Origin of the sequence: Rhodococcus sp. NPDC060176, assembly GCF_042728675.1 — a bacterium.
Taxonomy (GTDB): Bacteria; Actinomycetota; Actinomycetes; order Mycobacteriales; family Mycobacteriaceae; genus Rhodococcus_F.
Genome location: NZ_JBHWYS010000002.1, coordinates 447,830 through 473,518, shown reverse-complemented (window position 1 = coordinate 473,518; position 25,689 = coordinate 447,830). Strand labels below are relative to the sequence as shown.

General features: G+C 63.3%; 21 protein-coding genes. 8 read left to right on the top strand and 13 right to left on the bottom strand.

Features of this window, described 5'->3' with window-relative positions; translation table 11 throughout:
• Positions 1 to 35 precede the first annotated feature (35 nt).
• Entirely contained in the window at positions 36 to 749 is a 714-nt protein-coding gene (locus ACFWEM_RS10530) for a DUF3159 domain-containing protein (protein WP_378533358.1), read from the top strand.
• On the opposite strand, the gene ACFWEM_RS10525 is transcribed toward ACFWEM_RS10530, so the two are convergent.
• From ACFWEM_RS10525 to ACFWEM_RS10515, 3 genes are all read right to left on the bottom strand, one after another.
• Complete coding sequence (locus ACFWEM_RS10525) at positions 742 to 1,035, bottom strand: GNAT family N-acetyltransferase (RefSeq protein WP_378533356.1); 294 nt, start codon at positions 1,033 to 1,035, stop codon at positions 742 to 744. The genes ACFWEM_RS10530 and ACFWEM_RS10525 overlap by 8 nt on opposite strands.
• A 30-nt stretch (positions 1,036 to 1,065) precedes the next feature.
• The gene (locus tag ACFWEM_RS10520) at positions 1,066 to 1,728 is read right to left on the bottom strand and encodes a TrkA family potassium uptake protein (RefSeq protein WP_003942632.1); all 663 of its coding nucleotides are present in this window, start codon (positions 1,726 to 1,728) and stop codon (positions 1,066 to 1,068) included.
• An 86-nt stretch (positions 1,729 to 1,814) separates the two neighbouring features.
• Complete coding sequence (locus ACFWEM_RS10515) at positions 1,815 to 2,480, bottom strand: TrkA family potassium uptake protein (RefSeq protein ID WP_283304515.1); 666 nt, start codon at positions 2,478 to 2,480, stop codon at positions 1,815 to 1,817.
• Between the two features lie 171 nt (positions 2,481 to 2,651).
• On the opposite strand from ACFWEM_RS10515, the gene ACFWEM_RS10510 reads away from it, so the two are divergent.
• The 4 genes from ACFWEM_RS10510 (at position 2,652) to ACFWEM_RS10495 (ending at position 8,257) form a co-directional block, all read left to right on the top strand.
• Positions 2,652 to 4,646 (top strand): APC family permease, encoded by a 1,995-nt coding sequence (locus ACFWEM_RS10510; protein WP_378533354.1) that lies wholly within the window; start codon positions 2,652 to 2,654, stop codon positions 4,644 to 4,646.
• A 48-nt stretch (positions 4,647 to 4,694) separates the two neighbouring features.
• Positions 4,695 to 5,963, top strand: coding sequence for a class I SAM-dependent RNA methyltransferase (locus ACFWEM_RS10505; protein ID WP_378533352.1), 1,269 nt, complete (start codon positions 4,695 to 4,697; stop codon positions 5,961 to 5,963).
• Positions 5,964 to 6,116: 153 nt separating this feature from the next.
• The gene (locus ACFWEM_RS10500) at positions 6,117 to 6,605 is read left to right on the top strand and encodes a MarR family winged helix-turn-helix transcriptional regulator (protein ID WP_378533350.1); all 489 of its coding nucleotides are present in this window, start codon (positions 6,117 to 6,119) and stop codon (positions 6,603 to 6,605) included.
• 5 nt (positions 6,606 to 6,610) lie between these two features.
• Positions 6,611 to 8,257: an MDR family MFS transporter gene (locus tag ACFWEM_RS10495; protein ID WP_378533348.1), complete on the top strand. Its 1,647-nt coding sequence runs from the start codon at positions 6,611 to 6,613 to the stop codon at positions 8,255 to 8,257.
• A 50-nt stretch (positions 8,258 to 8,307) separates the two neighbouring features.
• Here the strand turns inward: ACFWEM_RS10495 and ACFWEM_RS10490 are convergent, their stop codons facing one another.
• Both ACFWEM_RS10490 and glsA read right to left on the bottom strand, forming a co-directional pair.
• On the bottom strand, positions 8,308 to 8,973 hold the full coding sequence (locus ACFWEM_RS10490) for an SIMPL domain-containing protein (RefSeq protein WP_378533346.1): 666 nt from the start codon (positions 8,971 to 8,973) through the stop codon (positions 8,308 to 8,310).
• Positions 8,974 to 8,982: 9 nt separating this feature from the next.
• Complete coding sequence (gene glsA, locus ACFWEM_RS10485; protein ID WP_378533344.1) at positions 8,983 to 10,809, bottom strand: glutaminase A; 1,827 nt, start codon at positions 10,807 to 10,809, stop codon at positions 8,983 to 8,985.
• A 252-nt stretch (positions 10,810 to 11,061) separates the two neighbouring features.
• On the opposite strand from glsA, the gene dxs reads away from it, so the two are divergent.
• On the top strand, positions 11,062 to 13,008 hold the full coding sequence (gene dxs / locus ACFWEM_RS10480; protein WP_378533342.1) for a 1-deoxy-D-xylulose-5-phosphate synthase: 1,947 nt from the start codon (positions 11,062 to 11,064) through the stop codon (positions 13,006 to 13,008).
• A 95-nt stretch (positions 13,009 to 13,103) separates the two neighbouring features.
• Here dxs and ACFWEM_RS10475 read toward each other — a convergent pair whose 3' ends face one another.
• The 3 genes from ACFWEM_RS10475 to ACFWEM_RS10465 form a co-directional block, all read right to left on the bottom strand.
• On the bottom strand, positions 13,104 to 14,546 hold the full coding sequence (locus ACFWEM_RS10475) for a sugar porter family MFS transporter (RefSeq protein ID WP_378445834.1): 1,443 nt from the start codon (positions 14,544 to 14,546) through the stop codon (positions 13,104 to 13,106).
• 214 nt (positions 14,547 to 14,760) lie between these two features.
• Positions 14,761 to 15,231: an SRPBCC family protein gene (locus tag ACFWEM_RS10470; protein WP_378533340.1), complete on the bottom strand. Its 471-nt coding sequence runs from the start codon at positions 15,229 to 15,231 to the stop codon at positions 14,761 to 14,763.
• 40 nt (positions 15,232 to 15,271) lie between these two features.
• Entirely contained in the window at positions 15,272 to 16,288 is a 1,017-nt protein-coding gene (locus ACFWEM_RS10465) for an iron-siderophore ABC transporter substrate-binding protein (protein WP_378533338.1), read from the bottom strand.
• Positions 16,289 to 16,412: 124 nt separating this feature from the next.
• Here ACFWEM_RS10465 and ACFWEM_RS10460 point away from each other — a divergent pair, with 124 nt between their 5' ends.
• The gene (locus ACFWEM_RS10460) at positions 16,413 to 16,964 is read left to right on the top strand and encodes a TetR/AcrR family transcriptional regulator (protein WP_378533336.1); all 552 of its coding nucleotides are present in this window, start codon (positions 16,413 to 16,415) and stop codon (positions 16,962 to 16,964) included.
• A 99-nt stretch (positions 16,965 to 17,063) separates the two neighbouring features.
• On the top strand, positions 17,064 to 18,635 hold the full coding sequence (locus ACFWEM_RS10455) for a GMC oxidoreductase (RefSeq protein WP_378533334.1): 1,572 nt from the start codon (positions 17,064 to 17,066) through the stop codon (positions 18,633 to 18,635).
• 66 nt (positions 18,636 to 18,701) lie between these two features.
• On the opposite strand, the gene ACFWEM_RS10450 is transcribed toward ACFWEM_RS10455, so the two are convergent.
• The 5 genes from ACFWEM_RS10450 to ACFWEM_RS10430 form a co-directional block, all read right to left on the bottom strand.
• Positions 18,702 to 20,807 carry a 3-hydroxyacyl-CoA dehydrogenase NAD-binding domain-containing protein gene (locus ACFWEM_RS10450; RefSeq protein WP_283304526.1) on the bottom strand — a complete coding sequence of 702 codons (2,106 nt, stop codon included), beginning with the start codon at positions 20,805 to 20,807 and terminating at the stop codon, positions 18,702 to 18,704.
• Positions 20,808 to 22,028: a thiolase family protein gene (locus tag ACFWEM_RS10445; protein WP_378533332.1), complete on the bottom strand. Its 1,221-nt coding sequence runs from the start codon at positions 22,026 to 22,028 to the stop codon at positions 20,808 to 20,810.
• A gap of 161 nt (positions 22,029 to 22,189) precedes the next feature.
• Complete coding sequence (locus ACFWEM_RS10440; protein WP_378533330.1) at positions 22,190 to 23,479, bottom strand: HRDC domain-containing protein; 1,290 nt, start codon at positions 23,477 to 23,479, stop codon at positions 22,190 to 22,192.
• A gap of 11 nt (positions 23,480 to 23,490) precedes the next feature.
• A complete protein-coding gene (locus ACFWEM_RS10435) occupies positions 23,491 to 24,897 on the bottom strand; it encodes a wax ester/triacylglycerol synthase family O-acyltransferase (RefSeq protein ID WP_378533328.1) in 1,407 nt (468 codons plus the stop codon).
• A gap of 60 nt (positions 24,898 to 24,957) precedes the next feature.
• Entirely contained in the window at positions 24,958 to 25,548 is a 591-nt protein-coding gene (locus ACFWEM_RS10430) for a DUF3000 domain-containing protein (protein ID WP_003942604.1), read from the bottom strand.
• Between the last annotated feature and the right edge of the window lie 141 nt (positions 25,549 to 25,689).

Genomic DNA, 25,689 nt, shown 5'->3' with positions numbered 1-25,689 from the left:
ACCGTGCAACTCGGTGACTGTGGCACCCTCGACAGGTGACTGAAACAGAACAGCGATCGGTAATCGACCAACTCGGCGGGCTGAGTGGTCTGATCTATTCGTCTTTACCGATTCTGATTTTTGTCCCGGTCAACAGCATCTGGAACCTCACCGCGGCAATCTGGGCCGCGTTGGGCGTCGCAGTCGCGATCGCGGCCTGGCGACTCTTCCGCAAGGATTCCCTCCAACCCGCCATTTCCGGGTTTCTCGGAGTCGGAGTATCCGCGTTCATTGCCTATCGCACCGGCGACGCCAAAGGATATTTCCTCTTCGGTATCTACACGAGCCTCGCTTACGGCGCTGTCTTCCTGATTTCCATCCTCGTCCGCTGGCCTCTCGTCGGTATCATCTGGGGCTACCTCAACGGGCACGGCAATCTTTGGCGCAAGCACCGCTCTGCCGTCCGCCTCTACGACATCGCGACGGCTGCATGGGCTCTGGTCTTCGGTGCGCGCTATCTCGTTCAGTCACAGCTCTACGACACCGACCACACCGGATGGCTCGCAGTCGCCCGCATCGGCATGGGGTGGCCGCTGACGGGTCTGGTCCTGCTGGTGACCATCTGGGCCGTGCGCAGGGCCGATCGGATCGTCGAGCCTGAACCGGTTGTGGGGCCTGAAAGCAGCGAGCCCACCGCAACGGACACGGGGTCCGAAGAGGTGGGCTCGGTGAATCTGACGAAGCCGCGCGAAGACCGCGATCTCAGCTGATCAGGTCCTGGTACTCAGGGTGCTTGTCGAGGAACTTCACGACGTACGGGCACACCGGGTGAACCTTGAGGCCGCGTGCTCGTAGGTCGTCCAGAGCCTGGCGAACGAGAACCCCGGCCAGCCCGAAACCTTCGAAGGCAGGGTAGATCTCGGTGTGGTTGAACGAGACGACGTCACCGGAGGTGGTGTAGTCCTCGATCCCGGCAAGGTCGCCGTCGGCATGGATCTCGTAGCGGCTCTGGCCTGGATTGTCGGTGACTACGGTGTTTTCGGGTGCCTGTGCCATGAGTTTCCCTTTCGTGTCAGTTTGCTCGTGTCAGTTTTCTAGACGGAGTGCTACGCGCAACTGATCCTCGGCGTCGACGGCCGCGACGAACAGGAGTTCGTCACCACCTTCGATGGGATCGTCCATCTGCGGAACGATCACACGACCCCCACGCAAGATGGTGACCAACGCGCAGTCTCGCGGTAGTTCGAGCTTCTTGACGGCTTTTCCGGCAAGAGGTGTGTTGTCGGGCAACGTGATTTCGACGAGGTTGGCCTGTCCCTGCCGCAGTGTCATCAGTTTGACCAGGTCACCGACGGAGACGGCCTCTTCGACGAGCGAAGCGAGCATCCGCGGTGTCGAGACGGCGACGTCGACGCCCCACGACTCGTCGAAGAGCCATTCGTTGCGGGGATCGTTGACGCGGGCGACAACTCGGCGAACTCCGAATTCGGTTTTCGCGAGCAGACTGAGGACCAGGTTTGCCTTGTCGTCTCCGGTCGCGGCAATCACGACCTCGTACGACTCCATCGACGCGTCCTCGAGTCGGCTGAGTTCGCAGGCGTCCGCGTGTACCCACTTCGCCTCGGGTACCGACTCCGGTTCGATGTGATCGAGTTTGCGTTCGATCAGCATGACGTCATGTGAGCTTCGAATCAGCTCTCGCGCAATGGAGCGGCCTACGGCGCCGGCTCCGGCGATGGCGACCTTCATCGAGAACTTCCAATCACGGTGTAGTGCAACACAGTCGCAGGTTTGTTGTGAGGGACGGCGTTCGGATCAGTCATCTGCAGCCTTCCTCAGTCGTCGCTCGGCGGCGGGTTGCCGGCCAGTGCGATCGCCTCGGCGACGGTTCCCGACACGGCGGCGATGTAGACCTGATCGTCGGCCTGGATGACGGTCTTGCGGTCGGGGAGGATGCCGGTCCCGAAGCGGATGATGAAGGCGACTCTCGAACTGGTCGCGCCCTCGAGGAGTGCGATCGGCTTGCCCGCCCAATCCTCGTGCAGGGCAAGTTCGGTGATGGCAACAGTGCCCGAAGGATCGCGCCACTTCGCTGTCTGACTTTCCTTGGTCAGCGTGTGCAGGAAACGATCGGTCGACCACGGCACGGTGGCGACGGTGGGAATGCCGAGCCGCTCGTAGACGGCGGCACGCTTGGCATCGTAAATACGTGCGACGACGCGTTCGACGCCGAAAGTCTCGCGTGCGACGCGTGCTGCGATGATGTTGGAATTGTCTCCCGAGGACACCGCGGCAAAGGCGTCGGCGCGCTCGATGCCGGCCCGGACCAGCACGTCACGGTCGAACCCCATTCCCAGAACCTTGGTTCCCGGGAAGTCGAGATCGAGACGCAGAAACGCACTCTGATCGCGGTCGATGACGGCGACCTCGTGTCCGATCCTGGTCAGAGACGCGGCGAGGGACGAACCCACCCGACCGCACCCCATGATGACGACATACACGCCCTACTCCGTTCATGGACCCTCGTGGCGCGATTGCACGCCGAATCGAACGGTACAGCCCCTCACGGGAAGAGCAAGTACAACGGTCGCCTGCGTGCCGGTTGTCACGACAAAAGGTGAAGTTGGGGCGCTGATGACTCCGAATCGGGTGCGACGGCTTACGCTTTGCACGTGTCTAAGCTCTCGACCGCTACCAAGCGGCTCCTGCTCGGTCGGCCGTTCCGAAGCGACAAACTCGGGCACACGCTGCTACCCAAGCGAATTGCACTACCGGTCTTCGCGTCCGACGCGATGTCGTCCGTCGCGTATGCCCCCGAAGAAATCTTCCTGGTCCTCTCTGTCGCCGGAATTTCCGCGTACGCGTACACGCCCTGGATCGGTTTGTCCGTGGCCATCGTCATGGCTGTGGTGGTGGCGAGTTACCGCCAGAACGTGCACGCTTACCCGTCCGGTGGCGGCGACTACGAGGTAGCAACGGTCAACTTGGGCCCGACCGCCGGTCTGACCGTCGGTAGCGCGCTGATGGTCGACTACGTGCTGACCGTCGCGGTGTCGATTTCGTCGGCGGCGTCGAACATCGGCTCGGCTCTGCCGTTCGTCGCGCAGCACAAGGTGTTGTTCGCGGTCGCGGCGATCGTGTTGCTGACGGCGGTCAACCTTCGCGGTATCCGTGAATCCGGCACCGCGTTCGCAATTCCGACGTACGCATTCATCGTCGGTATGTTCCTGATGCTCGGGTGGGGATTCTTCCGGATCTACGTCCTCGGTGAGGATGTGCACGCGGAATCGTCGTCGTTCACGCTGAACGCCGAGGATTCGCATCTGTACGGAATCGCCTTCGCGTTCCTGATCGCCCGCGCATTTTCCTCGGGCTGTGCGGCACTGACCGGCGTCGAGGCCATCAGCAACGGCGTACCGGCGTTCCAGAAGCCGAAGTCGCGCAACGCTGCCACTACCTTGCTGCTGCTCGGATCGATCGCCATCGTCTTGCTGATGGGCATCATCATCCTGGCTCAGAAGATCGGCATCGTCTACGCGCACAATCCCCAGGAACAGCTGGTCGGAGCGCCGGAGGGGTACCACCAGAAGACACTGATCGCGCAGATCGCCGAGGCCGTGTTCAGTGGTTTCCCGATCGGATTCTTTTTCATGGCGATCGTCACGGCACTGATCCTGGTTCTGGCCGCGAACACCGCCTTCAACGGATTCCCGGTACTCGGGTCGATCCTGGCGCAGGACCGGTACCTACCGCGTCAGCTGCACACGCGCGGCGACCGACTGGCTTTCAGCAACGGAATCCTCTTCCTGTCCGGTGCTGCCATCGCCTTCGTGGTGGTGTTCGGCGCCGAGGTCACCAAGCTCATCCAGCTGTACATCGTCGGCGTCTTCGTCTCGTTCGTGCTCAGTCAGACGGGCATGATCAAGCACTGGACTCGGCATTTGAAGTCCGAGACCGACAAGGCACAGCGGGCCCGCATGCAGCGCTCGCGAGTGATCAATTCGATCGGTCTGGCCATGACCGCCACCGTCTTGATCATCGTTCTGATCACCAAGTTCGCCGCCGGCGCGTGGATCGCCATCGTCGCGATGGTCGCGATCTTCATCGTGATGAAGATGATCCGCAAGCACTACGACAGCGTGGCGGCCGAGCTCGAAGAGCAGGAGTGGGACGGCGTGCTGCCCAGTCGCACGCACTCGATCGTGCTCGTCTCGAAGCTGCACATGCCGACCATGCGGGCTCTCGCCTACGCGCGAGCCACGCGACCGGACACTCTTGAAGCCATCACGGTCAACGTGGACGAGCCCGACACGCGTGCACTCGTGCGTGAGTGGGAGAAGAGCGACGTGACGGTTCCGCTCAAGGTGATCGAGTCGCCGTACCGCGAAATCACCAAGCCGGTTCTCGACTACGTCAAGCGTGTACGACGCGACGCTCCGCGTGACGTCGTCACCGTGTTCATCCCCGAGTACGTCGTCGGACACTGGTGGGAGCAGATCCTGCACAACCAAAGCGCACTTCGCCTCAAGAGTCGCCTGCTCTTCCAGCCAGGGGTGATGGTGACGAGCGTTCCGTGGCAGTTGAGTTCGTCGGCAAAGGCGAAGCCGCTCGACATCGAGAAGGCCGCAGGTGCGATACGTCGTGGGTACGACACCGGCGAGAAATGACCAGCGGCGAAAAATGATCGGCAACATCGAAATGGCAGGCGTAGTTCGTTGAGTGAGAATTGGACCGGGCAGAGCTTCGAGGTCGATCTGGGCAACCCCGGCCACGGCGGGTTCGTCGTCGCCCGGCACGAGGGGCGCGTCGTCTTCGTCCGTCACGGTTTGCCGGGGGAGCGGGTGCTCGTCCGGGTGACCGAGGACAAAGGTGGGTCCTTCTGCCGCGCCGACACGATCTCCGTTCTCGACGCATCTCCGCATCGCATCGATCCGACGTGCCCTATCTCCGGGCCGGGCGGGGCAGGTTGCTGCGACTACTCGCATGCGGACCTGAGCGTCCAACGTGAGATGAAGACCTCGGTCGTGCGGGAACAGCTTCTACGACTCGCTCGCGTCGAATCGGACGTCGAGGTGGAGGAGCTGCCCGGAACCGGAGACGGAACGGGCTGGCGCACGCGAGTTCGGCTGGCAGTGGACGGGCACGGCGTCGCGGGATATCACGCCTACCGCAGCAACCAGATTGTGACCGATCTGCGGTGCACCCAGATCGATCAGAGCGCATACGACGGCCTGGGCGGCCTGCAATGGCAGCCTGGCAGTGAGCTGCAAGTCGTTCTCGACGCTGCCGGTGAGCGGCACGTCGTGGAAATCGCCGCACCCGCGGTGTCCAAGACGGGTCGACGGACCCCGGGCCGTCGGGGCGCGATGGCACGCCGAGCGGCAAGCGGCGGTCCACGAAAGACCCGCGTCGCCATCGGATCGGAGACGGTGATCGAGCGCGTCGGCAATCGCGAATGGGCGTTGTCCGCGACCGGTTTCTGGCAGGCTCATCGCGGCGCTGCGGCCGCGTACTCACAGGTGGTCGGTGACTGGGCCGGAGCCGCTGCCGACGACACGGCCTGGGATCTCTACGGCGGCGTCGGCGTCTTCGCAGCTGTGCTCGCCGACCTTGTCGGTCCGTCCGGGGTCGTGGAGTCCGTGGAATCGTCGGCGCGCGCAGTTGCTGACGGGCGGGCAGCGCTCTCGGATCTCGGTCAGGTCCGCTTCCACAGTGCCCGGGTCGAGAACGTTCTCGCGGATCTGGAGCGTTCGCCTGCCGTCATCGTGCTGGATCCGCCACGGGCGGGGGCGGGCCGTCCAGTCGTGGAAGCGCTCGCCGCAACGGGCGCCCAACGGATCGTCCACATCGGGTGCGACCCGGCGTCTTTCGGTCGCGATATCGGTCTCTACCTGGAGCAGGGCTTCGCAGTCGGTGGACTTCGGGCGTTCGACGCCTTCCCGCAGACTCACCACATGGAGTGCATCGCCCTGCTCGAACGCTGACGCGTCCCTAAATCTTTCCCTGAACCGGTGTGACGCTTCTCGCGTTCCCAACAGTTGCTTGCAGTACGCAACTAATCGTATAGTTTCGTTCTGCAAGTAGTTTTCCGTTTTCAAGTCACGGCTCATCGGGCCACTCGAATTCAGGGGTAGGCAATGTCGGTACAGCCGGAGACGGCCCAGGCGCTCGTCGACACGATCTTCATGTTCGGCAGATCGCTGCGAGCCGCGGTCACCACCGGCGCAGACAGTCTGCTGCCGCCCGCGCTGGTCAGCGTGTTGTTCATGCTGGCAGTGCGGGGGGAGTGCCGACAAAACGAATTGGCCGTCGATCTATGTGTCAGTCAGTCGTCGCTGAGCCGGCAAATGTCGGATCTGGTCGACGCGGGGTATGTCGAGAGAAATCCCGATCCGGCTGACAAACGGGCGTTCCGCATCCGAGTATCGGAAGAGGGGCACGAAGTTTTACGGAAAACCACGCAACGGCGTGCGGCGCGTTTGCGCAACATGCTCGAAGACTGGAGCCAGGAAGAGGCCATGGCCGCAGTGACATCGCTGCAACGTCTCAACGAGACGTTCGGCGCAACGAATCGCCAGGCCTCACCGGCAGTTCCGCACACGGGCGTAGAAAGTATTGGGAGATAAGGCACATGGCAGCAACAGTAGGAGAAACCCGGGCAAGTACCGGAGGTGACGGATCGGCTCGCGAAGCGGGCGCGATGACTCACCGCGAAATTCTCGAAGCACTCACCGGACTCATCGCAGCGCTGTTCACCGCGTTGCTCAGCAGCACCATCGTTTCGACCGCGCTTCCCACCATCATCGGTGAACTGCACGGAACGCAGACGCAGTACGCCTGGATCATCACCACGGCACTGCTCGCCACTGCGGCGTCGACGCCGATCTGGGGCAAGCTGGCCGACCTTTACAACAAGAAGGTCCTGGTCCAGACCGCGATCGTCATCTTCGTGATCGGCTCGGTCATTGCCGGCGCGGCACACAACGTTCCGTTGCTGCTCGGTGCTCGCGTCATCCAGGGCATCGGTATGGGCGGTCTGACCGCTCTCGTCGTAGCCATCATCGGCACGATCATCCCGCCGCGTGATCGCGGTCGTTACTCCGGATACATGGGTGCGGCCATGGCCGTCTCGATGTCCGGCGGACCGATCCTCGGTGGCGTCCTCGTGGACACTGCCGGCTGGCGCTGGTGCTTCTACGTGTGCGTTCCGTTGGCAGTCATCGCACTGTTCCTGCTTCAGCGCACTCTGCACGTCGAGACCGTGAAGAAGGACAACGTCTCCATCGACTGGATGGGCGCCACCCTGCTCACCGCCGGTGTCAGCGTCCTGCTGATCTGGGTTTCGTTTGCCGGCCAGGACGACTACTACGCCTGGTTCTCGAAAGAGTCGGCCTACTTCGTCATCGGTGGTCTGGCCCTGCTCGGCCTGACGATGTTCGTCGAATCCAAGGTCAAGGACCCCATTCTGCCGATCAAGATCATCACCGAGCGCACCACTGCTCTCGCGATCATCGCCTCGATCGCCGTTGGTGTCGGCCTCTTCGGTGCAACGACCTTCCTGACGCAGTACTTCCAGACCGCCCGTGGATTCGATCCCACCGAAGCCGGATTGCTCACCATCCCGATGGTGGCAGGCATGCTCGTCGCGTCCGTCGGCTCGGGACAGCTGATCACCAAGTTCGGTCAGTGGAAGCCCTTCATCGTCGCCGGCGCTGTTCTCCTGCTGGTCGGTTTCGGTCTGCTGTCGACGATCGACCACGCCACCAGCCTCTGGACCATCGGAGTCTTCATCGCCATCGTCGGTCTGGGTACCGGTATGTTGATGCAGAACATCGTTCTTGCGGTGCAGAACACGGTCAGTGTCGAGAACATCGGCGCGGCCAGCAGTATCGTGGCGTTCTTCCGCACCTTCGGCGGCGCGATCGGTGTTTCGGTGCTCGGATCGATTCTCGCGACCCGGGTCAAGACACTGACAGTCGATTCGGTCTCCACCTTGCCGCCCGAGCAGCAGGCGGTAGCCGGAAAGAGCCTGCAGGACGGACTCGACCTGAGCAACATGCCTGACTTCGTCTCGCAGATCGTCCGGTTCGCTTACGGCGACGCAACAGGACGGATCTTCCTGGTCGCAGCTGTCGTCGCGGTGGTCACGCTCGTATCGGTCATCTTCATCCCGAACCGTCCCCTGCGTACCACGATCGACATCGCGACTCCCGATGCAGAGCAGAAGTTCGAGGAAGAGCGCGAAGAGAAGAACGAGGAGAAGAACCTCACTCGCTGATCCTCACGCCCGGCTGATCTATCTTCAGGCCCCGTCTTCTGAAAGTTCGCTCACGCCATAGCCCATCGAACGCGGACCGAGATCGATTCCTCGATCTCTCCGCGTTCGACGGGTATCGGGGCCGAATCCGCTTTCATTGCCGCGACACGTCCGCGCGTCGGCACGACCTGGTCGAAGTCCTCGAGCACCTCGAGGACTTCGACCAGATCTTTGTCTGCCAGGTCTGCGAACTGCCTCGCCTTCGATTCGGCTGCCGTCCATGCCAACTCGCGTGCCTTTGTCGCCAGATCGCTGCGGTCGTCGAGATCGAACTCCAGTCCGTCGAGTCGGATGGCATCGCCGCCCACGGATTCACACGCTGCGATGACGGCTGAGGGCGAGTTGGCCGCGTCCGGCTCCAGCTCGCGCAGTACGACTCGAAAAGTTGTCGATGCGGTGAAACCTGTTGTCTCCTGCCGACCTCCGTCGCTCCAATGGATTTGTGGATGCACGCTCAGTCCGGCGGTGGTGAGGTCCGCTCCGTGTACACCGCGCGCGTGCAGGGTTTCGGTCAGAGCAGTGGACAGGCGGGCGACGGCATCGAATGCGTCGGAAACGGCTGTCTGCGTCACCGATACTCCGATCGTCAACCGAACGATGTCGGGAACAGCTGTTGCAGTGGCGGTTCCGGTCACCGTGACAGTGGACGACTCCGAGGTGAGGGCGGTGGTCGGCATGTGTACGTCCTATCCGATTCGTCCGGCGGAGATGACACTCCGCAACATCAGGTCCAATTGCTCGTAGGCTCCCGCTGCAAGTCGTTCGAGAAGCGCAAGTTTCAACTCGGGCGCCTGCGCGGTCAGTTCTGCATATCGCTCCGGGGTCAGGACGGCCACGGTGACCGTCGAATCGGCGCGAATGTCGTTGAGGAACGGGGTGTCGAGGAACATCGTCATCTCGCCGAACGTCATTCCGGCGGAAAGCGTAGTGATGCGATGCTCGACCCCGTGTGCGTCGGTGAACATGGTGCTGACCTGGCCACTGAGAATCAGATAGAACCCCGAGGCCGCTTCACCTCGGCGGGCGATCTTCTCGCCGCGGGCATACGTTCGCGTCTCCAATTCCGCCGAGAATCCCTCGATCTGTGCCGCGGAGAGAGCATCGAGAACGGGATGATCCTCGATCGAGATCGTCGACGCCTGTCGATCTGCCTCACAGTGCACCGCAAGCAACGTGTCCTCGCACCACTGCATCGCGGAATCGAGGTCTGCAAAAACTCGACCACTTCTTCTGGCGGGGTCGACGCTCGAACTTCGTTGTCCCAGTAGTCCTTGCGGATCGACGACCGCCACTGCGCAGGCTTGTTCGGCCAGTTGCACTTGAAGTGCAGTGATCATGCGGACCGCGACGTCACTGGCGTCGTCGACGCGGCGCACGTCGATGACGACAACTTCGAGGCCCTCGTCCACCGAGCCGATTTCGCGCACCGCCGATTCGGCGCCGGTGAAGAGGAGATCCCCGTGCAGTTCGTAGACCCGACTGCGTTTGCCGACGTCGTCGAGCACAGCTTGTTCGGTTGGGGTGCGTCGCACTCGCGACGGCGCTTCGATGACGCTGTACCTGGCCCGGATCGAGGAGCGTGACGCCCGCGTCACGTGGAGGAAGTGCAGTTCGAGTTCCTTCGACAGCGCCCGGGCAGCAGCAACTCCACGAACGCTGTTTCCGTGAACGTCGAGTCTGGGGGAGTACACCGCGATGCCGATCTGGCCGGGCAGAACGGCCAGGACCCCGCCGCCGACGCCGCTCTTGGCCGGCAATCCGACTTCTACCAGCCACTTGCCGGCGCCGTCGTACATCCCGCAGGTGGCCATGACGCTGAGGACCTGCTCGACGCCCGCGGGAGCCAGCGCACGCTCGCGCGTGACGGGATTCAGGCCGTTGTTCGCGAGCGTCGCGGCCATCAGACTCAGATCACGGCAGGTCACGTCGATCGAGCATTGACGGAAGTACAGGTCGACGGCCTCGTCGGGATTGCCGGTGATGACGTCGAAGGATCGCAGCATGTGGCCGATCGCGCGGTTGCGGTGACCGGTACGGGCTTCCGACGTGTAGACCGACTCGTTGAAGCTCAGCTCCCGGCCCGCATATCGCGAGTACGCCGAGCGAATCCGCTCGAAGCGGACCTCGGCATTGACGCCGGCGACCAGGGATGCAGCCGTGATCGCGCCGGCATTGATCATAGGGTTTCGCGGACGTTCGGTGAGCGGGTCGAGGCTGATTTCGTTGAACGGCTCGCCGGACGGTTCCACATCGATTTTCGCGGCAACCGCCTCACTTCCCCGATCGGCGAGAGCCAACGCATAGGTGAAGGGTTTCGAGATCGACTGAATGGTGAACGGGACTCGTGAGTCACCGATCTCGTATACGTAACCGTCGACTGTCGCGATGCAGATCCCGAACGAATCGGGAGCGACCGCCGCGAGTTCGGGGATGTAGTCGGCCAACTCGCCGTCGTCGAGTGATCGGACTTCGTCGAATACTCGCGCTATCAGGTCGTCGACCACAGTTCCCATACGTCGACCTTAAGCTGACACGGCGGTCGTTTTGTGGAACAAGAGTCGCCGAGTCGATTGGGGACGATCCCATTTGTCTGTGATTGCGATCACGAGCGATCCGCGGGATTTCGCTGTTACTCGAAGTCACACCGGAATCGGGCCGAGTCCGCGTGTCGGTTCGCCGGAACGCTCCGTAGACTGGCAGCACTGTCGCGAAGACAGCCGCGGCGCGCACCGGTGCAGCTGTGAAGCACGGAGGGAGCGATCTCGTTGGGTGTTCTTGCCCGCATTCAGGGTCCTGACGATCTACGTCAGTTGAGCCACGCCGAGATGACGGAGTTGGCCGACGAGATTCGTGAGTTCCTCGTGCTGAAGGTCGCTGCGTCTGGTGGTCACCTCGGGCCCAACTTGGGCGTCGTGGAGTTGACCCTCGCACTGCACCGAATTTTCGACTCGCCGCAGGACGCGATCATCTTCGACACGGGCCATCAGGCCTATGTACACAAGATCCTCACCGGTCGTCAGGATCAGTTCGACACTCTGCGTAAGCAGGGCGGACTGTCCGGGTATCCGTGCCGCGCCGAGAGCGAACACGACTGGGTCGAGTCCTCTCATGCTTCCGCCGCGTTGTCCTACGCCGACGGCCTCGCGAAGGCCTTCGCGCTGACGGGTCAGAATCGCCACGTTGTTGCCGTTGTCGGCGACGGCGCCCTGACCGGCGGAATGTGTTGGGAAGCGCTCAACAACATCGCAGCCGGCAAAGATCGTTCGGTGGTGATCGTGGTCAACGACAACGGTCGCTCGTACGCACCGACCATCGGCGGCCTTGCCGATCATCTCTCGGCGCTGCGCACCGCACCGAGTTACGAGCGCGCCCTCGACAGCGGCCGACGCATGGTCAAGAGACTGCCCTGGGTCGGGCGCACTGCTTACTCCGTCCTGCATGGGATGAAGGCCGGTCTCAAGGACGCGGTCAGTCCTCAGGTGATGTTCACCGATCTCGGTATCAAGTACCTCGGACCGGTCGACGGTCACGACGAAGCTGCCATGGAATCGGCGTTGCGCCGGGCGAAGGCCTACGGCGGACCAGTCATCGTTCACGCCGTCACCCGCAAGGGCAACGGTTACGCACACGCCGAGAACGACGTGGCCGATCAGATGCATGCAACCGGCGTCATCGATCCCGTCACCGGTCGCGGCACCAAGTCGTCAGCGCCGGACTGGACGTCGGTCTTCTCGGCCGCACTGATCGAGCAGGCTTCGCGTCGTGAGGACATCGTCGCCATCACCGCGGCCATGGCCGGCCCCACCGGGCTCGCGGCATTCGGTGAGAAGTTTCCCGACCGCATGTTCGACGTCGGTATCGCCGAGCAGCACGCGATGACCTCGGCCGCCGGCCTTGCATTGGGCGGACTGCACCCCGTGGTCGCGATCTACTCGACCTTCCTCAACCGAGCGTTCGACCAGTTGTTGATGGATGTCGCACTGCTCAAGCAACCGGTGACAATCGTGCTCGACCGCGCCGGTGTCACCGGAGTGGACGGCGCCAGCCACAACGGCGTCTGGGACCTTTCGCTGCTCGGAATCATCCCCGGGATTCGTGTCGCGGCACCGCGTGACGCCGACACACTGCGTGAAGAACTGGACGAGGCACTCCTCGTCGACGACGGACCAACTGTCGTACGCTTCCCGAAGGGCGCTGTACCCGAAGCGATTCCGGCCGTGAAGCGACTCGACGGAATGGTCGACGTTCTCAAGGTCAGCGAGGGCGAGCGCGGAGACGTGCTGCTCGTCGCGGTGGGTCCGTTTGCCTCCTTGGCGCTCGAGATCGCCGATCGACTCGACAAGCAGGGCATCTCGGTTGCCGTCGTTGATCCGCGTTGGGTTCTGCCGGTAGCAGATTCGCTGGTGAAGATGGCGGACAAGTACGCGCTCGTTGTCACCATCGAGGACGGCGGCCTACACGGCGGTATCGGTTCGACGGTCTCCGCTGCGATGCGCGCCGCCGGAGTTCACACCTCGTGCCGCGACATGGGCGTTCCCCAGCAGTTCCTCGATCATGCCAGTCGCGAGGCCATCCACAAGGAGCTTGGCCTGACGGCTCAGGACCTCTCCCGCAAGATCACCGGCTGGGTGGCAGGAATGGGTAGCGTCGGAGTCCACGTCCAGGAGGACGCGTCTTCGGCCTCGGCTCAGGGTGAAGTCGCACAAGGCTGACAGGTCGTCTACCGACAAATCTCGAAAAGCGGTGGCCCTCGGATCAATCCGAGGGCCACCGCTTTTCGGTGTGAAGGTGCGAAACCGGGAGAGCGCTATTGCACGGATTCGAGTGTGCTGCCTCGCGTTTCCTTCACGAACCTCAGGACGACGAACAGCGACAGTAGCGCCATGACTGCGTATCCGGCGTAGGTGTACGACAGATTCCAATCGGCGAGTGCCGGGAACGTCCAGGACACCAGGAAGTTCGCGACCCAGTTGGTGGCGGTGGCGATTCCGACTGCAGCGGCGCGTACCCGGTTCGGGAACATTTCGGAGATCAGTACCCACACCACGGGACCCCAGGACAAAGCGAAGAAGAAGACGAACGCGTTGGCTCCGATGAGTGCGATCGTGGCGTTGGCGCCGGAAAGCGTCGCTACGGATTCACCGATCTCGTTCTTCGTCACTGTTGCCGAATGGAAACAGAATGCTGCGGTGCCCAGCGAGATGGCCATACCGACAGAGCCGACAAGGAGCAGTGGCTTCCGCCCGACGCGATCGATGACGGCGATGGCGACAAACGTACCGACGATGTTGACCAAGGCGCTCACGACGCTGATGAGCAGCGAGCGATCGGCTCCGAAACCAACTGCCTGCCACAGGGTGCTCGAGTAGTAGAAGATCACGTTGATGCCGACCAGCTGCTGCAGTGCTGCGAGCGCGATGCCGACCCAGACCAGATGGGATACGCCGAGCCGCTTCGAGAAGAGTTGACGCACCGTGGTTTTGGCTTGTTTCTCCGTCAGTGATTCGCGGATCTCGTTCATGCGCACGGTGACTGCGTCGTGATCTCCGCCTTCGAGATCGGAGATGATCTTGCGCGCACGATCGTCCTTGCCCTGCGCCACCAGGAATCGTGGAGACTCCGGAATCGTGGTTGTCATGATCAGGTACAGGACTGCGGGAACGGCCTCGAGCATCAGCATCCACTGCCAGGCTTCGAGACCCGCGATCTGATTGCGATCGCCACCGGCCGCGGCTTGGAGTGCGTAGTTGACCAACTGCGATACAGCGATTCCGAGAACGATCGCCAACTGGTACATCGAACCGAGGCGGCCGCGTATCGCGGCGGGGGAGATCTCCGCGATGTACGCCGGGGCGATGACGGACGCGAAGCCCACTGCCAGGCCGCCGACCACTCGCCAGAAGGTGAGGTCGTAGACGCTGAACGGAATTGCGGAACCGACGGCGCCGATGATGAACAGCACCGCGGCTATCTGCATGACGCGGATGCGGCCGAGGCGATCTGCGAGTGTGCCTGCGATCCAGGCGCCGAGTGCTGCGCCGAGCAGGGTCAGTGAGACCGTGAGCCCGGTGCCCGAAGCACCGATGTCGTACTTGTCTCGGATCGCACCGACTGCCCCGTTGATGACGGCGGTGTCGTATCCGAACAGAAAACCACCGAGCGCGGCGGCGCCGGCGAAGAGCACTGCATGTCCGACGTCGGCGCGAGTAGCGCCGGATCCACCGCCGGCGGCGGTTCCGCTGAATGCCATTCCTGCCCCCTCAAAAGGCCCTACGGTCGACACCCCGATGCGTCGATCCATCCGCGAGCACTCTGCACGCTACGCCCACCGGGGCAGATTTGGCGGGGACTCACGCGCCGTTATCCAGCTGAGTCCATTCCGAGGTCGAATCAACCGGTCGCAGAGATGAAGTATTGATTGCAGTGACCATGCAGACAATAAGATCAATGCAGGTGAAGGCGGTTTACCTGCCCGCGAGACGCTCGGCTTTTGTCGCGATGTCCTCGAGATCCTTGGCCATGAATTTCCGGGTCACCCGCGCGCCCAATCGACCGAATACCGCTGTGAAGATCTTCGAGATGCGTGAGGGGGATTCGGATTCACCGGAGAAAAACATCTCGAGGATCGTGCCTGTGGCGTCAGGCTTCAGGGTGAACCCACTCGTGTAGTTCATGCCGTGGGAGTTGGCTTTGACGACCGTGCGGGTGGGAGCCTCGACCTCGGTGACCCACATGTCCTCGGTTGCTTCCTTGCCCATCATCTTCCGAGTTTCACGCCACTTGGTGCCGACGGCGTATCCCTCTCCGGCGAGACGCTCGATCCGGATCACGCCGGAGAGGGTGTCGGCAGCATTGTCGAGGTCCGTGAGGACCTGCCACACGGTGTCGACCGATGCTTTGACGTGTCTGGTCACGGAGATCGAAAGTTCAGCCATGCAGGTGAGCATAAAGACCGTGACCGACACTGCATCTTATCTAGGCGGTCGCGCGCTTTGCGGCTTCGCTCAACGTCGGTGTGATCCGGCCGAGGACCCACGGCGTGCTGAGGACGTTGACGTTGCTCAGTCCGCCGATGACGCGAGTGTCGCTGAGGAAGGCGGTAGATCCGCGCTTGACCGCGTCGAGCCCGCCGACTGCAGGGATGCCGGACGGATCGCCGGAGCCGTCGGTGAAGCCGACGATCACGTCGGCGTCGATGTCGGCGATGTTCTCGTAGGAGATCGTCTTGAAGAAGGTTCCGCCTGCATTGTCCGCCGCGAGCTTTTCGACGCCGGGCGCATTGACGAATCCGAGTTCCGTCAGCACCTGGACACGCGGATCGGTGGGCAGGTAGACGTTGATGTTGCTCGAATCGGTGTCGAAGTTGACCACTGCCAATGTCTTTCCGGCAAACTCCGGGTGGGCTGCGGCGGTATCGGCGAGAGTTGCGTCGAGGCCGTCGACGAGCTTGTCGGCCTCTTCGCTCTTACCGACGGCCTTGCCGACGATTCGGGTCTGGTCCTGCCAGGTCGTCTGCCACGCTGCGCCGGGGTAAGCAGCCGTCGGTGCGATCTTGCTCAGCTGGTTGTAGACGGACTCCTCGAAGCCCTCGTACGGCGCCAGGATCACATCCGGTGTCAATGACGCAATGGTCTCGACCGGCGGCTCGCCGCTCGCCGGCATGTCGAAGAGTGTGGTCTTGTCCGCGTCGAAGTAATCCTGCGCCCACGGCATGACTCCGTTGTCGTCCGCGCCGTAGGTGTACTTGGGCTGGCCGACCGGAGTGAGATCGAGTGCGTACAGGATGTCTTGTGCGTTCCAGCCGAGGGTGACGAGCCGTTCGGGCTTGGATTCGATCGTCGTCGTGCCGAAGGTGTTCTCGATCCTGACGGGGAATCCGTCCGTACCTTGTGATGCTGTCGAGGTGTCTGAATCAGATGAGCACGAGACAAGTGCGGTGACTGCAATCGCAGCCGCACCGAGGGCGGCGAGGCCCCGAACAGAAGTTTTCATGAAGGGCAGCCTAACCTACTGCTATTTGGCGGCCAAACGAAACCATTCGTGCCGTTTATGCAGGTAGGACTCGGATGTGCACTGCGTTTCGTCGCCCGGAATTTCGGTGCGCGATACTTTCATCGTGCGATCACAGCAGAAGATTCTCGGCGCCGCCCTCGGTCTGATCGAAGGTGGCGGATTCGAGGCTGTGAACATTGCCGCAGTTGCCACCGCGGCCGGTGTCTCGCGCCAGACGGTGTACTCGATCTTCGGCACACGTGAAGAGGTCGTCTCCCAGGCGATGGGCGGTCTCGCTGTCGAGGTTCTCGGGGAGATCACGGCACAGGTGGAGTCGGTCGACACGGCGTGCGACTACGTCGTCGAATTCATCGTTGCCGCGCGCACAGCGGTTCGCGCGCACCCGGTTCTGGCGACGCTGCTGCTTGCCGAGCGGGGAAACCCCGTCTTCGACCTCGAAATGATGAGTCGAGCAATACCTTTCGCTCGTCAGATGCTCGCTCCCATGGTCGAGCGTGGTCTCGCCACGGAGGCGGAGTTGGACGAGACGGTGGAAATCGCCGTGCGCCTGGGGCTTTCGGTTGTTGCTTTCGACAGTGAGTTCGTCCATTCCGACGACTCCCTGCGGGCCTTTCTCGGGCGATGGCTTGGACCCGCGATGCGATCCACCTCGTAGATCGTCGTTGCTGTCAATACCTTGACACTTCATTGCGAGAGTGTCTAGTTTTGGCATGCCCGGAATTCTCTGGCGACATTCTTCGAGGGAGCACCAGTCATGTCCGGAGTCAAACGTAGATCGTTCTTGGCCGGTACGGCCGCCGTGGGAGTTGCGATGATGGCGCCACGCACTGCCAAGGCCGCAACCGGGATTCCGCTGACACGTGAAGAGCACCGCGTCGTGGTAATCGGCTCAGGTTTCGGGGGCGGGGTGACGGCTCTTCGCTTGGCCGAGGCCGGAGTTCCGGTCACCCTGCTGGAGAGAGGGATTCGGTGGCAGACGGGGCCGAATGCCGAAACTTTTCCGCATCCCGCACGTCCGGACAAGCGCATCCTCTGGCATCAGTCCAACCCGACTCTGTTCGGTAGGCCGGCGATCTTCGAGCCCTATGCAGGTTTGCTGGAGACGGTGACCGGTGAGAACATGACAGCGATCTGCGCTGCCGGCGTGGGCGGCGGATCGCTTGTGTACCAAGGGATGACGCTGCAGCCGGAAGCAGCGGTGTTCAACGCGCATTTCCCGGAGGAACTCGACTATCCACGAATGGACCGCGTCCACTACCCGCGGGTGGCACGGATGCTGCAACTGGAAACTGCACCGGAAGAACTGATCTCCAGTCCGAACTACGAGGCGGCACGCGTCTTCGCGCGCAACGCAATGCGTTCCGGTCTTCCGGTGTCGAAAATTCCGATGCCGATCGACTGGAACTACGCGTTGGCCGAACTTCGGGGTGAGATGAAGCCGTCGTACACCAACGGTGACGGCGCACTCGGGGTCAACAACGGTGGCAAGCATTCGGTGGACGTCACCTACATTGCCGCTGCCGAAGCGACCGGATTGGTGAACGTGGAGACCTTGCACCAGGTCACCGACGTCGAACGGGCAGCTGACGGGAGGTGGCGCGTGTACGTGGACCGGACCGATATTGCCGGCACGGTTCTCGAGAACAAGATCTTGACGACGGATGCGCTCGTGATGGCTGCCGGCAGCATGAACACCACCAAACTCCTGGTCCGCGCCGCGGCAACGGGGCGGATCACGGATCTGCCGGACGAGCTCGGCGCGGGGTGGGGGACCAATGCCGACCGGATCTACATCTGGTCGGATCTCGCCGAGAACTTCGGCGCCACCCAGGGCGGGCCTGTTGTCTACGGCAGCCGAAACTGGGAAGACCCGCACAACGCGTTCACCGTCATACAGGCGTCGTTCCCGCCCGTTGCGTTCGACGCTCACAGCACGGTGATGGTCGGATTCGGTGTGAGCCGCGACCGAGGTCGGTTCGTGTACGACTCGGCGCGGGGTGAGGCGGTGCTCCGTTGGCCGAAGGACGGGGATTCGGCGATCCAGCAAGGCCACATCGGACCTGCGGCCCAGCAGATCGCGGCAGGAGGACTGCTCACCGACACCAACGCGTTACTGCCGTCCACCTGGCATCCCCTCGGCGGTGCCTGCATGAACTCGGTGTGCGACCTCGACGGGCGGGTTCTCGGCCAGCGGGGGTTGTACGTGCTCGACGGTGCTCTGTTGCCGGGCAACTCCGCCGCGTGCAATCCATCGATGACCATCGCCGCAGTGGCTGAGCGCGCGCTCGAGAACATCGTGAAAGACGATGTGGGAACACTCTTCTGAGCCGCCGCAAACGTCACGGACGGCGTACCCGAGGGCACGCCGTCCGTGACGGGTCTATCGACATTCTCAGACGCTGGCAACACCGGGCGCGAGGAAGCGCTTGCCGTTGACGGCCTCGGAGGTACCGGTGCGGTCGAGGTACGGCGTGATGCCGCCGTTCCAGAATCCGAATCCGCCGCCGAGCAGCAGGCAGAGGTCGATGTCCTCGGCCGCCGCTACGACGCCCTCGTCGAGCATGATCTGAATTTCCTCGGCGAATGCGCGACGTGTGCGCTCGAGGACCTCTTCCGAAGTGGACGCCTTGTCACCCTGCGGCCACAGTGCGGCGACCTCGGGGTCGACGGCCTGACCGTTCTCGCCCCAGGTCCACACGCCGGGCTTGCGGGCCTCGACGAGTGCTTCGAGTCCGGGTGAGCTCTTGAACCGGTCCGGGTACGACTCCTGCAGGGTCTCGCCGGTGTGCAGTGCCACGGCGGGTCCGACGAGGGCCAGCAGCGTGAACGGCGACATCGGCATACCGAGTTCGGCGATCGCATTGTCTGCGACGTCGAAGGGGGTGCCTTCGTCGACGGCAGACATGACCTCACCCAAGGTGCGGGTGACGAGGCGGTTGAAGACGAATCCGGCCTTGTCGCCGCAGAGGACGGCGGACTTCTTCAGTGACTTCGCGGTGGCGAAAGCCGTTGCGAGAGTTGCGTCGTCGGTCTTTTCGCCCTTGATGATCTCGAGGAGGGGAAGCACGGCCACCGGGTTGAAGAAGTGGAAGCCCACCACACGCTCGGGATGCTCGAGCCCGGACGCCATCTCCGTGATGGAGAGCGAGGAGGTGTTGGTCGCGAGGATGGTTTCGGGAGCGATGAACTGCTCGAGTTCCGCAAAGACCTTCTTCTTGACGTCCATGTTCTCGAAGACGGCTTCGATGACGAAGTCGGTCTTGGCGAACGCGGCCTTGTCGAGCGAGCCGGAAACGAGTGCCTTGAGGCGGTTCGCGGCGTCGGGCGACAGGCGTCCCTTGCCCTGGAGCTTCTCGATCTCGGTGTGGACGTAGCCGACGCCCTTGTCGATGCGCTCCTGGTCGATATCGGTCAGGATGACCGGCACCTTGAGCTGGCGGACGAAGAGCAGCGCGAGCTGGCTGGCCATGAGGCCGGCACCGACGATGCCGACGCCGCTGACCTTACGAGCGAGTGAGCGATCGGGTGCTCCGGCGGGACGTTTGGCGCGCTTGTTCACCAGATCGAAGGCGTACAGACCAGCACGGAGCTCGTCCGTCAGCAGGAGATCGGCAAGAGCCTCGTCCTCGGCCGCGAAGCCCTTGTCGAGCGAAGCGGCATCGGTGATGTCGGTGCTGCGAGCCAGTTCGAGCAGCTCGACGGCCTTGACGGCGCCGGGTGCATTGCCCTTGGTCTTGCCGTCGACGATCGCCTTCGCGCGGGCGATCGCGTCGTCCCAGCCCTGGCCACGATCGATCTCGGGGCGAGCGGGGGTGACGGTGCCGGCGAGGACCTGCGACGCCCAGGCGAGGGACTGCTCGATGAAGTCGGCGGAGTCGAGAACGACGTCGACGACGCCGAGTTCGAGTGCCTTCTTGGGGGAGAGCACCTTGTTCTGGTTCAGCGAGTTCTCGATCACCACGGTGACGGCGTTGGACGGGCCGACCAGGTTGGGGAGCAGTTGCGTTCCGCCCCAACCGGGTACAAGACCGAGGAATGCTTCCGGAAGGCCCAGCGCGCCCGCGTTGGCGGCAACCGTGCGGTAGTGGCTGTGCAGGCCTACTTCGAGGCCGCCGCCCAGGGCGACGCCGTTGATGAAGGCGAACGTGGGAACGGAGGACTCACGGAGGCGTCGGAACACCTTGTGGCCCAAGCGGCCCAGCTCGAGTCCCTGCTCACGCGAGGTGATCGCGGGAACACCCTTGAGGTCCGCGCCGGCGGCGAAGATGAAGGGCTTGCCGGTGACCGCGACGGCTACCGGGTTGGCGGCAAAGGCTTCGTCGAGGGCAGCGTCGAATGCTGCGAGTCCGCCGGGACCGAAGGACGACGGCTTGGTGTGGTCGAAGCCGTTGTCGAGGGTGATCAGTGCAAACGGGCCCTCGATACCGGGAACCGAGATGATCTTGGTGTAGGCGTTCGTGACGACCTCGTCGGCGAATGCTGTTGCAATATCAGACATTTAGTTGACTCCTGCCTGGTAGTCAGCGTGGTTCGGGTTCTCCCAGATGACGGTGCCGCCCATGCCGAGGCCGATGCACATGGTGGTCAAGCCGTAGCGCACGTCGGGGCGTGTCGCGAACTGGCGGGAGAGCTGCGTCATCAGGCGAACGCCCGAGGAAGCGAGGGGGTGGCCACACGCGATGGCGCCGCCCCACTGGTTGACGCGCGGGTCGTCGTCGGCGATTCCGTAGTGCTCGAGGAACGCGAGAACCTGAACGGCGAAGGCTTCGTTGATCTCGAAGAGTCCGATGTCCTCGATCTTCAGGCCGGTACGGGCCAGGAGCTTCTCCGTGGCGGGAACCGGGCCGATGCCCATGACGGCGGGGTCGACGCCCTGGTAAGCAAAGCCGACCATGCGCATGCCGACGGGCAGGCCGAGTTCGGCTGCGGTGTCCTCGCCGGCGAGGAGTGCGGCGGTGGCGCCGTCGTTGAGTCCGGCGGCGTTACCGGCGGTGATGCGTCCGGCCGGGCGGAACGGCGTCTTGAGCTTCGCGAGGTCTTCGACAGTGGTTCCGGGGCGCGGCGGCTCGTCCTCGGTGGCCAGACCCCAGCCCGCGGAACTGCGAGTGGCGACGGGGACCAAGGTGTCGGCGATGAAGCCGACCTTCTTGGCGGCTTCGTACTTGTTCTGGCTGTTCACGGCGTATGCGTCCGTGCGGTCCTTCGTGATGGTCGGGAACCGGTCGTGCAGGTTCTCGGCGGTATTACCCATCACGAGGGCGCTCGGATCGACCAGGCGGTCGGCGAGGAAACGCGGGTTGGGGTCTGCGCCCTCACCCATCGGATGGTGGCCCATGTGCTCGACGCCACCGGCGATCACGACGTCGTACTGGCCGAAGCCGATACCCGACGCGGTGGTGGTGACGGCCGTCATCGCGCCGGCACACATGCGGTCGATGGCGAATCCGGGAACGGTTTCGGGGAGACCGGCGAGGATCGCAGCGGTGCGGCCGATGGTCAGGCCCTGGTCACCGGTCTGCGTCGTGGCTGCGACGGCCACTTCGTCGATCCGCGCGGGATCGAGCTGCGGGTTACGACGAAGCAGCTCACGAATCGCCTTGACGACGAGATCGTCTGCGCGTGTGTCGGCGTACATGCCTTTCGGGCCGGCCTTGCCGAACGGGGTGCGAATGCCGTCGACGAAGACGACGTTGCGTTGGTTGTTTGTGGATGGAGCCACGCGAATTCCTCCTGATGGAGCTGCCCACCGCACCGAAGGGCGGTGAGACGTTGGTTCGGCGATCACGGCCAGGCGTCCGGCCTCGTATCGAGCGTACTACTGCCCATTACTGACCGGTAACTTAACGTGCCGAATTGCTCCAACTTCACACCGGGGTCAGGTCAGGATTTCGGCTCTTCCACTTCGGGCTCGGCCGGGACCACGGAGTTCAGTGCCTCTGCGAGGACGGGAGCCGTCAAAGTGCGTTGCCAGCCACGTGCGCCACCGGAAGTGAGCTTGGTCTCGATTGCGCTCTCGACTTCGGCGATGTCCGAGTCGGGTTCCAATCTCCAGTCCCAGCACAGGCGCCTGACCAGATCGGGTTGGAGCAGGTTTTCCACCGGTACCGAAACCTCTTTGCTCAGGTCCGACAGTGCTGCGCGCGCCGCCGTCAACCGGTCGGCAGCGGCTGGATCCTGTCGAGCCCAGCGACCGGCGGCGGGGGGCCCGACGATCGGCGGAGTCTTCGGCGGAAGCTCACTGTCGGGGAGCCTGCGCGCGGCTTCGAGTGCATCCATCCAAATACGCGAATAACGACGTTGACGTGGTCCGCCGAAGACGGGAAGGGAGCGGAGCGCGTCCAACGACTGAGGATCTTTGAGAGCGGCATCGATGATCGCGGAGTCGGGAAGTACCCGGCTCGGAGACACGTCGCGTTTGCGTGCGAGATCCTCACGGGCCTGCCACAGCGCCCGCACTGCCGCCAACTGACGGGTGGTCTTGAGTGAGGTGATGTGCGACGTACGACGCCAACGGTCAGGCTTGGGTTTAGGCGGGCCGGCCAGCCGGATGTACTCGAACTCTTCCTTCGCCCACTCGAGCTTTCCCTGCGATTCGAGTTCGGCCTCCATCGCGTCGCGCAGCTCGAGAAGCACTTCGACGTCGAGGGCGGCGTAGTTCAACCACGCGTCCGGCAGCGGACGCGTGGACCAGTCGGCAGCGCCGTGACCCTTGCGAAGTTCCACCCGCAGGGTTCGTTCGACTATTGCGGCCAGTCCGACTCGTTCGAAGCCCGCCAGTCGTCCCGCCAATTCGGTGTCGAAGAGTTCCGCCGGTGTCAGGCCCAATTCTGCGAGGCCGGGGAGATCTTGATCCGCAGAGTGAAGCACCCATTGCAACGGGTTGATCGCCTCGGCCAACGGCTGTAGATCCTGCGCCGTCGGAATCGGATCGAGCAGGAACGATCCCGCGCCTTCGCGTCGGAGCTGGATCAGGTACGCCCGTGCCGAATAGCGGAATCCGGATGCCCGCTCGGCGTCCACCGCGAGCGGGCCGTGGCCGGAGGCCAACGCGGCCGCGGCGGCTGCGACGCCGGCGGCAGTGGTGATGACTTCCGGAACTCCGTCACGAGGTACGAGCAGCGGAACTACGTCGGAGGTGGGCTCGGTCGCATCATCGGTGACTTCGGACATGGTCACTGACTCTACGTCGCAGTGGGGACAGTGGTTGTCACCTCAGCCTCGAACAGTTCGTCGAGAGCTGCCCCGAAACCTTGCGCGAGCTCATCCAATTCGGGTGCCAGATCAGAGCAACTGACGATGCCGACGTCGAGTTTTCCGTCGAGCGACATCACCGTCACGTTGAGGCCCGCCCCGTGAAAGATCGGACCGAGGGGGAACATTCCTTTGATTTGCGCGCCCAAAAAGTAGAGCGGGACCGGCGGCCCTGGCACGTTGGAGACCACCAGGTTGGACACGACGGGGTGACGTTCGGCGAGCTTGAGTGACGAGTACACGCGCATAGCGGCGCCGAACACCGCCGGCGATGCGAACTGCGACCAGTCTTGAAGCATGTTCGCCCCGAGTGCTTCGTTGTGGTTCTTCGAGGTAGCGTTGTAATCGCTGATCGCGTGCAGACGTTCGACCGGATCGGCGATCTGGGTGCCGAGTTGCGTGAACATGCCCGAGATCTGGTTCGTGCCCGGACGATCGGATTTGCCGTGGACCGACACCGGCACCATGGCGACGAGGGAATCCTCCGGCAGTTCGTCCCGTTCTTCCAGGTACTTACGCAATGCTCCGGCGCAGAGCGCGAGAACCACGTCGTTGACCTTCACGCCGTGACGGTCTTTGACGGCTTTGACCTTCGCGAGATCGAGTTGGCTGAACGCGACGTTGCGGTGACCGGTGATGGCGCCGTTGAACGAGGTCCGCGGCGCGGTGAACGGCGCAGGCATGGCTTCACCCTTCCGTGCGCGCGTCACCCACTTGGGGAGCATGGCGATTCCGCCGGGAACAAGTCGGGCAATTCGTGCGGGCCGTGCGATCACGGCCATGAGCCCGCCGAGTGCGATGTCAAGCGTTCCCGCGTCGCCTGCACCCTGAGCGTCGGGGTCCACCAGGGCCGGTGAATCCGGTTCGAGGCTGCACAGCTGAGCCAGGATGTTTGCGCCGGTTATGCCGTCGGCGGCGCTGTGATGGATCTTCGACATGACCGCGATCTGTCCGTCGGCGAGTCCCTCGATGACCCACATCTCCCACAGTGGACGCGACCGATCCAATGGCTGGCTGGCGATGTGCCCGGCAAGTTCCGCCAGTTCCGCGTGGGTGCCCGGCGCGGGTACCGCGGTCCGATGGCAATGCCGCTCGATGTCGAAATCGTGATCGTCGACCCACACCGGGTAGTCGAGATTGAGGCGCGAATCCTTGAGTTTGCGCCGGAAGGTCGGCATGGTGGCCATCCGCGAGTCCAACTCGCGAAGCAGCTTCCGGTAGTCGTAACCGCCCGGGATGGTCGTGGGGTCGAGCAGGACAAGTCCACAAACGTGCAATAGCTGGGTCGGTGTTTCCAAGTAGAGGAAGGTCGCGTCGAGTCCGCTGAGACGTTGCATGACTCATTTTAGAACAGGTTCTAGTATTTTTCCGGGGGAATGCTCAAACGAGTAGCAGAGTCAGTCGTTCTGCCGCGACAGCGTGGTTATCCCGGCGGGAGGAAGTCCCGCCGCATAGGCGAGAACTTCACAGAAAGCCTCGACGTGGTGGGCCAGTTCGGACGAAGTTGCAGTCCAGGACGCTCGGAGTTCGAGCTGATGGGCTCGGGGCGGCCCAGCAATGTCGCCGTAGCGCACCGAAGTTGTGGCCGTGACCGTACCGCCCAGGGCGACAAAAGGTTCCGGCCCCGCCTCCAACGCGTCCACCAGCCAACTCCAGGCTACTTCGGGAAGCAGTGGATCCGCGGCGACGGCTTCGTCGAGATCGGCCTGGATATAGGCGACCAACCGCATGGTGCCGTTCCACGCCTCGTCGCCGTCCGGATCGAACAGCAGGATGAGGCGGCCGAAAGCGTCACCTTCGGATTGCTCTGCCACGACGTCGGAGTCCGGATGCAGTACCTCCGCCCCCACGGCGTGGCTGTACGGAGCGAGACGCTGCGGCGGACGGATGGGACCGACCTCTATCTCGGGCCGAACCCGCGCAGCGGTCATCGCCTCCACGGCGGCACGGAACTCGGCCGGGTCGGCTGTCGATCCGGATGTCGTCACAGGTCAGGACGTTAGTCGGGGATGCGGGCGGGTAGGTGGAGGCGCGCCGACCGAGTGTGGCTCGGGTGTGGGGGCGCTCACGAACCGCTCGGGTGTCCGATCCGGAGTGTGGGACATGGCAGCATTGAGTCGATCGAAGAC

Bases quoted from the DNA above. Each gene is read 5' to 3' on its own strand.
- ACFWEM_RS10525 (WP_378533356.1), bottom strand. From the start codon at position 1,035: ATGGCACAGGCACCCGAAAACACCGTAGTCACCGACAATCCAGGCCAG.
- ACFWEM_RS10520 (WP_003942632.1), bottom strand. From the start codon at position 1,728: ATGAAGGTCGCCATCGCCGGAGCCGGCGCCGTAGGCCGCTCCATTGCG.
- ACFWEM_RS10500 (WP_378533350.1), top strand. From the start codon at position 6,117: ATGTCGGTACAGCCGGAGACGGCCCAGGCGCTCGTCGACACGATCTTC.
- ACFWEM_RS10495 (WP_378533348.1), top strand. From the start codon at position 6,611: ATGGCAGCAACAGTAGGAGAAACCCGGGCAAGTACCGGAGGTGACGGA.
- ACFWEM_RS10490 (WP_378533346.1), bottom strand. From the start codon at position 8,973: ATGCCGACCACCGCCCTCACCTCGGAGTCGTCCACTGTCACGGTGACC.
- glsA (WP_378533344.1), bottom strand. From the start codon at position 10,809: ATGGGAACTGTGGTCGACGACCTGATAGCGCGAGTATTCGACGAAGTC.
- ACFWEM_RS10475 (WP_378445834.1), bottom strand. From the start codon at position 14,546: ATGGCATTCAGCGGAACCGCCGCCGGCGGTGGATCCGGCGCTACTCGC.
- ACFWEM_RS10470 (WP_378533340.1), bottom strand. From the start codon at position 15,231: ATGGCTGAACTTTCGATCTCCGTGACCAGACACGTCAAAGCATCGGTC.
- ACFWEM_RS10465 (WP_378533338.1), bottom strand. From the start codon at position 16,288: ATGAAAACTTCTGTTCGGGGCCTCGCCGCCCTCGGTGCGGCTGCGATT.
- ACFWEM_RS10455 (WP_378533334.1), top strand. From the start codon at position 17,064: ATGTCCGGAGTCAAACGTAGATCGTTCTTGGCCGGTACGGCCGCCGTG.
- ACFWEM_RS10450 (WP_283304526.1), bottom strand. From the start codon at position 20,807: ATGTCTGATATTGCAACAGCATTCGCCGACGAGGTCGTCACGAACGCC.
- ACFWEM_RS10440 (WP_378533330.1), bottom strand. From the start codon at position 23,479: ATGTCCGAAGTCACCGATGATGCGACCGAGCCCACCTCCGACGTAGTT.
- ACFWEM_RS10435 (WP_378533328.1), bottom strand. From the start codon at position 24,897: ATGCAACGTCTCAGCGGACTCGACGCGACCTTCCTCTACTTGGAAACA.